This window comes from Flavobacterium sp., from assembly GCF_044368995.1.
Classification (GTDB): Bacteria; Bacteroidota; Bacteroidia; order Flavobacteriales; family Flavobacteriaceae; genus Flavobacterium.
The window spans coordinates 1-6,294 of the sequence record NZ_JBIPMS010000099.1 but is presented as its reverse complement, the minus strand read 5'-3'; the positions used below and the strand labels follow the sequence as shown (position 1 = coordinate 6,294).

Genomic DNA, 6,294 nt, shown 5'->3' with positions numbered 1-6,294 from the left:
TTAATAAAAACAATTCTACCGCATCATTAGCAATTAATTGACTTGAAGCTTGTTTTAATTCGCTAGCTTGTTTTTTTGCCCAATTGAAATCTTTTTTAAAGAAACTGGTTTTTGCCATTCGCATACTAGCTTCGTGTGAAAACTCATCGTTAGGCAAGTCGTTTTGAATTTGTGCATAATAAATTATCGCTTGGTTGAACTTTTCGTTAAACACAAAAACATCAGCCAGTTCCATTTTGACTTTCGCTTTCTGACGAACATTTAAAGGTATTTCCATGGTTGTATCCAAAAGTAATTTTGCGTTTTCAAAATCATTTAAATAAAACGCTTTAAAATGCGCGGCTAAAATTCGAATATCTACCGAAAAAGGAGATTCGCCAAACTGACTCAATAGTGCATCAAATTTACTTTGAATTATTGGATAAGTTTCGGGCTTTGCAGTTGAAATTTCATTTTTCAACAGAAAATATTGCGCATTTAAAAGAGTAGATTCGTCTGTTGTGTTTTGTAAAATAAATTGAAAAATAGCTTGAGCCGTTTCGTTCTCGTTCTCGTTTACACAAATTTGTGCGAGTTGAATAATATCATCAAACGATTCTGGATTTCTTTTATAAATCGATTTTTCTTGAATAAAGGCTTTGTTGTATTCTTTCTGATTTACATATAACCAACTTAAAAACTGATTCCAATAAATGTCTTGCGTTTTCTGTGTGCGAAGTAAAAGTTCTTTTTTTAGCGAATTGGCAAACACATTTTCTGCATCATCTTGCATAAAAAAAACCAATTGATTTTGTACACTCAACGTCGAATTTATATTGGCATAGGCGTAATCTAATAATTTTACTACCATAACATCTAAATTTCCCATTTGACCCTGAAGCAGCGCCATTTGGTAATCGAAATTCATACTTGAATTTGTTTTTTGTGCTATTTCATAAGTATTGTATGCCTGAAGTAATAACGATTTTTGCTCAAAAGCTTGACCAATTTGATAGGCGTAATTAGGTTGATTTGCCACCGCTTCAACGGCTTTTTTGTAATAGGTTTCTCCTTTATTTGTATCTTTTTGCAGTTGTGAATTGTAACCTAATTCAACAAAAATAATTGGCTGATTGCTTGCTTCTTTTTTATTTAAAAGTAATTTTTCTGCTTTATCAAATTGTTTTAAACCTTGGTAACAACTCACTAATTTTTGAGAAAAATAGAAATTATTAGGTTGTTTTTTATCCAATTCTTCATACAAAGATGCCGCTTTATCAAATTCGCCTTTATCAATATAATTTTGTGCCAATTGTTCGTTTTGAGAGACAACAATTAACGAGAAAAAGGACAATATGATGGTATAAATTTTATTCATAAAAAAGAATGCACTAAAGTAACAAAAAACGGTTAACTCAGTGCATTATTAGTAAAGATTTAAGATTAGTTTATAATATCAAATCCGGCATATTTTCTTAATACTTCCGGAATTAGAATGCCTTCAGGAGTTTGATAATTTTCTAAAATTCCAGCTAAAACGCGAGGTAATGCTAGTGAACTTCCGTTTAAAGTATGTGCCAATTGGTTTTTACCACTCGCATCTTTATATCTTAATTTTAATCTGTTTGCCTGGAAGGTTTCAAAATTAGAAACAGAAGAAATTTCTAACCAACGATCTTGTGCGGTTGAAAAGACTTCAAAATCATAGGTTAGCGCTGATGCAAAACTCATATCACCACCACATAATCGTAAAATTCGGTAAGGTAATTTTAATTCTTGTAATATTTCTTTTACGTGCTCTACCATTCCGTCTAAAGCGGCATAAGAATTTTCTGGTTTTTCAATTCGTACAATTTCTACTTTATCAAATTGGTGTAAACGATTTAATCCACGAACATGAGCACCATACGAACCTGCTTCTCTTCGGAAACAAGGCGTATAACCTGTACATAAAATAGGCAAATCGTTTTCTGAAATTAAATCATCTCTAAAAATATTTGTTACGGGTACTTCTGCAGTTGGAATTAAATACAAATTATCTGTTGCATCGTGATACATTTGGCCGTCTTTGTCTGGTAATTGTCCCGTTGCATAAGCAGATGCTTCGTTTACTAAATGAGGCACTTGGTATTCCGTGTAACCCGCATCTGTATTTTTATCTAAGAAATAGGAAATTAAAGCCCGTTGTAATTTGGCACCTTTTCCTATGTAAACTGGAAAACCTGCACCAGCAATTTTTACGCCTAATTCAAAATCGATAATGTTATATTTTTTCGCTAATTCCCAATGAGGCAAAGCGCCATCATGTAATTTTGGAATGTCTCCCTCTTCAAAAACGTTTATATTTTCTTCAGGTGTTTTTCCAAAAGGAACAATTTCTGCAGGCAAATTAGGTAATTTATATAATTCGTCTTGTAATTGACTGGCAATTGCATTTAAACTTTCGTTTAATTGTTTTGAATTTTCTCTAATTTGAGTGGTTTTTTCCTTTAAAATTTCGGCTTTGGCTTTTTCGCCATTTTTCATCATTTCGCCAATATCTTTGGATAATTTATTAGATTCTGCTAACAAATTGTCTAATTCTACTTGCGTATTTCTACGTTTTTCGTCTAATTCAATAACTAGTTCCACAACGGCAGTAGCATCAAAGTTTTTTTTAGCCAAACGCGTAATTACTTCTTCTTTGTTTTCTCTAATAAAATGTACTTGTAACATGTTTGTTTGTTTTTGGAAAACAAATGTAAGAAATTGTTGTAAATTTTTTAGAAAAGAACGGATACAAATGTAAACTATGTTTAAAAATTAAAAAAAAATACCTAGTTTCGTGTTTTAATTTACAATAATGAAAAAAATCACCCAAATCTTTGTTGTTTTATCTACTACTTTCTGTTTTTCACAATCTGCAGAATCTGAATTTGATAATATGGTGCTGTCCGAATCCAAATCGGCAGCTTCCACGATGAATGTTCAAGTCAATCCGAACACACAAAATTATGATATCACTTATCATGAATTGCGTTTTACGGTGAATCCTAACAATTCGCCAGCCGCTATTAGTGGTGTAGTAAAAACCACTTTTACTGCTTTGACAAACATGAACACGATCACATTTGATATGGCTACTCAGTTAGTAGTGAGTTCTGTAACCATGAACACTATGAGTTTATCTTTTTCGCAAAGTAATTACGAATTGAACATTAATTTTTTAAGTCCAATTACAACCGGAACTAGTGCTTCAGTAATAATTACTTATGCGGGTATTCCGCCAACTACTCAAGGTGCTTTTACAAGAGGTACTCACTTAGGAACGCCAGTAATTTATACCCTTTCTGAACCTTTTGGCGCTAGAGATTGGTGGCCATGTAAACAAGATTTAAATGATAAAATCAACAGTTTTGATATGTATATTACGGCACCTATCGCTTTCTATAGTGTATCTAACGGGTTAGAGCAAAGTAGAATTGTAACAGGTGCTAATGCCACCACACATTTTAAACATTTATACCCAATTCCGGCCTATTTAATTGTATTAAACGTAACCAATTATGTTGTGTACAATCAACAAGCAGGTTTAGGAACTTTAGCTTCACCTTTTTTTCCAATAATTAATTATTTGTATCCAGAATCTAATACAACTACAATTCAAAATCAACTGGGAGTAACTCCCGGAATTATGAATTTATTTGAAAGTTTATTAGAACCTTATCCGTTTAGAAATGAAAAATATGGTCATGCACAGTTTGGTTGGGGTGGCGGAATGGAACACACCACAGTTTCCTCAATGGGAAGTTTTGGAAGAGATTTAATTGCACATGAGATGGCCCACCAATGGTTTGGAGATAAAATTACATGTGGTACTTGGAAAGACATTTGGCTAAACGAAGGATTAACAGAATACATGTCTGGTCTAGTTTATGAATATTTAGATGGCGCTGCTGCATTTGTTGCATGGAAAAATTATAAAATAAGTGGAGCTGGAAATCCTTATGCTATTACTAATTCAACTTCTGGCGCTACTTATTTATCTGATGCTGGCGCATTAAGTGTAAATACAATTTTTAGCTCAAGATTGACTTATAATAAAGGGTCAATGATTACGCACATGTTGCGATGGAAATTAGGAGATGTGAAATTTTTTCAAGCTTTAAAAAGTTATTTAGCTGATCCAGCTTTAGCATATGGATATGCTGTTACAGCGGATTTAAAATCGCATTTAGAAGCAGCAGATAACGGCAATAGTTTAACGGAATTTTTTGACGATTGGTTGTATAATCAAGGTTATCCTACCTATGCTATTACGGCTCAAAATTGGGGTGCAGGACAAGTAAAAATTATTGTAAATCAAACACAATCCCACTCGAGTGTTTCTTTTTTTGAAATGCCTTTAGAAATTAGATTATCAGGAAGCGGCTCAGATGTTTTAGACGTTGTGGTAAACAATACCAATAACGCTCAAGAATTTATTGTTTCGGTTCCGTTTGTAGTAACGGGGGTTGCTTTTGACCCGAATAGGCATATTATTTCCAAAAATAATACGGCTACTTTAGGTACTGAAAATTTTGACATGAACTCTGCGATTTCTATTTATCCAGTTCCGTCAGAAAACGAATTAACTATCCAATTTCCTAATAATGTAACGTTATATAAAGTAGAAATTTATAATAATTTAGGACAACTTTTGAAAACAGATTTCAAAAACGTTCTTGATATTTCAGGACTTTCATGTGGGGTTCATTTTTTAAAAATTGAAACGTCAGAAGGCCTATTTCACAAAAATTTCATAAAAAAATAGGGTAACCATAAAATAATATTAAAAAGTAAGGCGAAAACCTTACTTTTGCCTTTTAAATACAAATCAAAATTACAATGATTCAAGTAGCACAAATACTTTTTATATTATCGGTTTTAGTAATTCTTCACGAATTTGGTCATTATATAACGGCAAAGATGTTCAAAATGCGAGTAGAAAAGTTCTATTTGTTTATGGATGTCGGTTTTTCATTATTTAAAAAGAAAATCGGTGAAACCGAATGGGGAATTGGATGGTTGCCGTTAGGTGGTTATGTAAAAATTTCTGGAATGATAGACGAAAGCATGGATGAAGACCAAATGAAGCAAGAACCACAACCTTGGGAATTTCGTTCTAAACCAGCTTGGCAACGTTTAATTGTGATGTTAGGCGGAATTATTGTAAATATTTTACTTGCTTGGCTTATTTATACGATGATGTTTTCTACAGTTGGCCAAAAATATATTTCTACAGAGAAAATTCAGAAAAACGGATTGGCTTTTGGAGAAGTTGGACAAAGTGTAGGATTTAAAAATGGCGATAAAATTGTTTCAATTGATGGTAAATTGCAACCCAAATTTAATTGGGCAGTAATTGATGTTTTATTGAGCGATGAAGTAATTATAGATAGAAACGGAACCGAAGTAAAATTAAATTTAACGGATGAACAAAAGGGAGAAATTCTAGGAAGCGAAGGCAAAAACTTTATACAACCAAGAATTTCAAGTATTTATATAGATTCGGTAATACCAAAATCAGAAGCAGCGAAAGCGAAACTTTTAAAAGGCGATATAATTCAGTCTGTTAACGGTAAAAAATTTAGTTTTTATGATGTTTTTTCAGAGGATATTAAAAAATTAAAAAACGATTCTATAACTATTGTTGTAAATAGAAATTCGAACCTAGTAAATATAAGAGCCAAAGTAAGTTCAGAAGGCAAATTAGGATTTATTACAAAAACCAAAGATAAATTTGATTTTCAAATTACTAATAAACTTTCTTTTGGCGAGTCAATTTCAGCCGCAGTAAATGAATCGTACCAACTGTTAGTTTATAATGTGAAACAGTTTAAACTGATATTAAAACCAGCTACGGGTGCTTACAAACAAGTTAAAAGTCCAATTGGAATTGCGCGTCAATTACCAGATTCATGGGATTGGGAATTTATTTGGAATTTCACCGCTTTGTTTTCAATTGGTTTGGCTTTTATGAACTTATTACCCATTCCAGGGTTAGATGGCGGCCATGCCTTATTTACCATTGTAGAAATGGTTACGGGTAAAAAATTATCAGACAAAGCAGCGGGTTACGTGCAAACTGGGGGGATGATTTTTCTACTTACATTAATGGCGTTAACGTTTGGAAAAGACATTTATCAGTTGATTTTAGACAAATTAGCAAATTAAAATAAAAAAGTATTTAAATATTTTTGATAAAATAAAAAATTAATTATATTTGCACTCGCTCAAATAAAGCAGCAACTTCCTTCTTAGCTCAGTTGGTTAGAGCATCTGACTGTTAATCAG

At 32.4% G+C, this 6,294-nt stretch carries 4 protein-coding genes; 2 read left to right on the top strand and 2 right to left on the bottom strand.

Going from position 1 to position 6,294, the window contains the following annotated elements; genetic code table 11:
* On the bottom strand, positions 1-1,357 hold a 1,357-nt coding region (locus tag ACIQ2I_RS07240; RefSeq protein ID WP_396181757.1), incomplete at its 3' end, for a tetratricopeptide repeat protein.
* A 65-nt stretch (positions 1,358-1,422) separates the two neighbouring features.
* A complete protein-coding gene (gene serS, locus ACIQ2I_RS07235; RefSeq protein WP_396181756.1) occupies positions 1,423-2,694 on the bottom strand; it encodes a serine--tRNA ligase in 1,272 nt (423 codons plus the stop codon).
* Between the two features lie 127 nt (positions 2,695-2,821).
* Here serS and ACIQ2I_RS07230 point away from each other — a divergent pair, with 127 nt between their 5' ends.
* Together ACIQ2I_RS07230 and rseP are read left to right on the top strand one after the other, a co-directional pair.
* Complete coding sequence (locus ACIQ2I_RS07230; RefSeq protein ID WP_396181755.1) at positions 2,822-4,771, top strand: M1 family aminopeptidase; 1,950 nt, start codon at positions 2,822-2,824, stop codon at positions 4,769-4,771.
* 74 nt (positions 4,772-4,845) lie between these two features.
* The gene (rseP, locus tag ACIQ2I_RS07225; RefSeq protein WP_396181754.1) at positions 4,846-6,174 is read left to right on the top strand and encodes an RIP metalloprotease RseP; all 1,329 of its coding nucleotides are present in this window, start codon (positions 4,846-4,848) and stop codon (positions 6,172-6,174) included.
* The last annotated feature ends 120 nt before the right edge of the window (positions 6,175-6,294 follow it).

Coding starts and splice junctions, on each gene's coding strand:
- serS (WP_396181756.1), bottom strand. CDS start 2,694: ATGTTACAAGTACATTTTATTAGAGAAAACAAAGAAGAAGTAATTACG.
- ACIQ2I_RS07230 (WP_396181755.1), top strand. CDS start 2,822: ATGAAAAAAATCACCCAAATCTTTGTTGTTTTATCTACTACTTTCTGT.
- rseP (WP_396181754.1), top strand. CDS start 4,846: ATGATTCAAGTAGCACAAATACTTTTTATATTATCGGTTTTAGTAATT.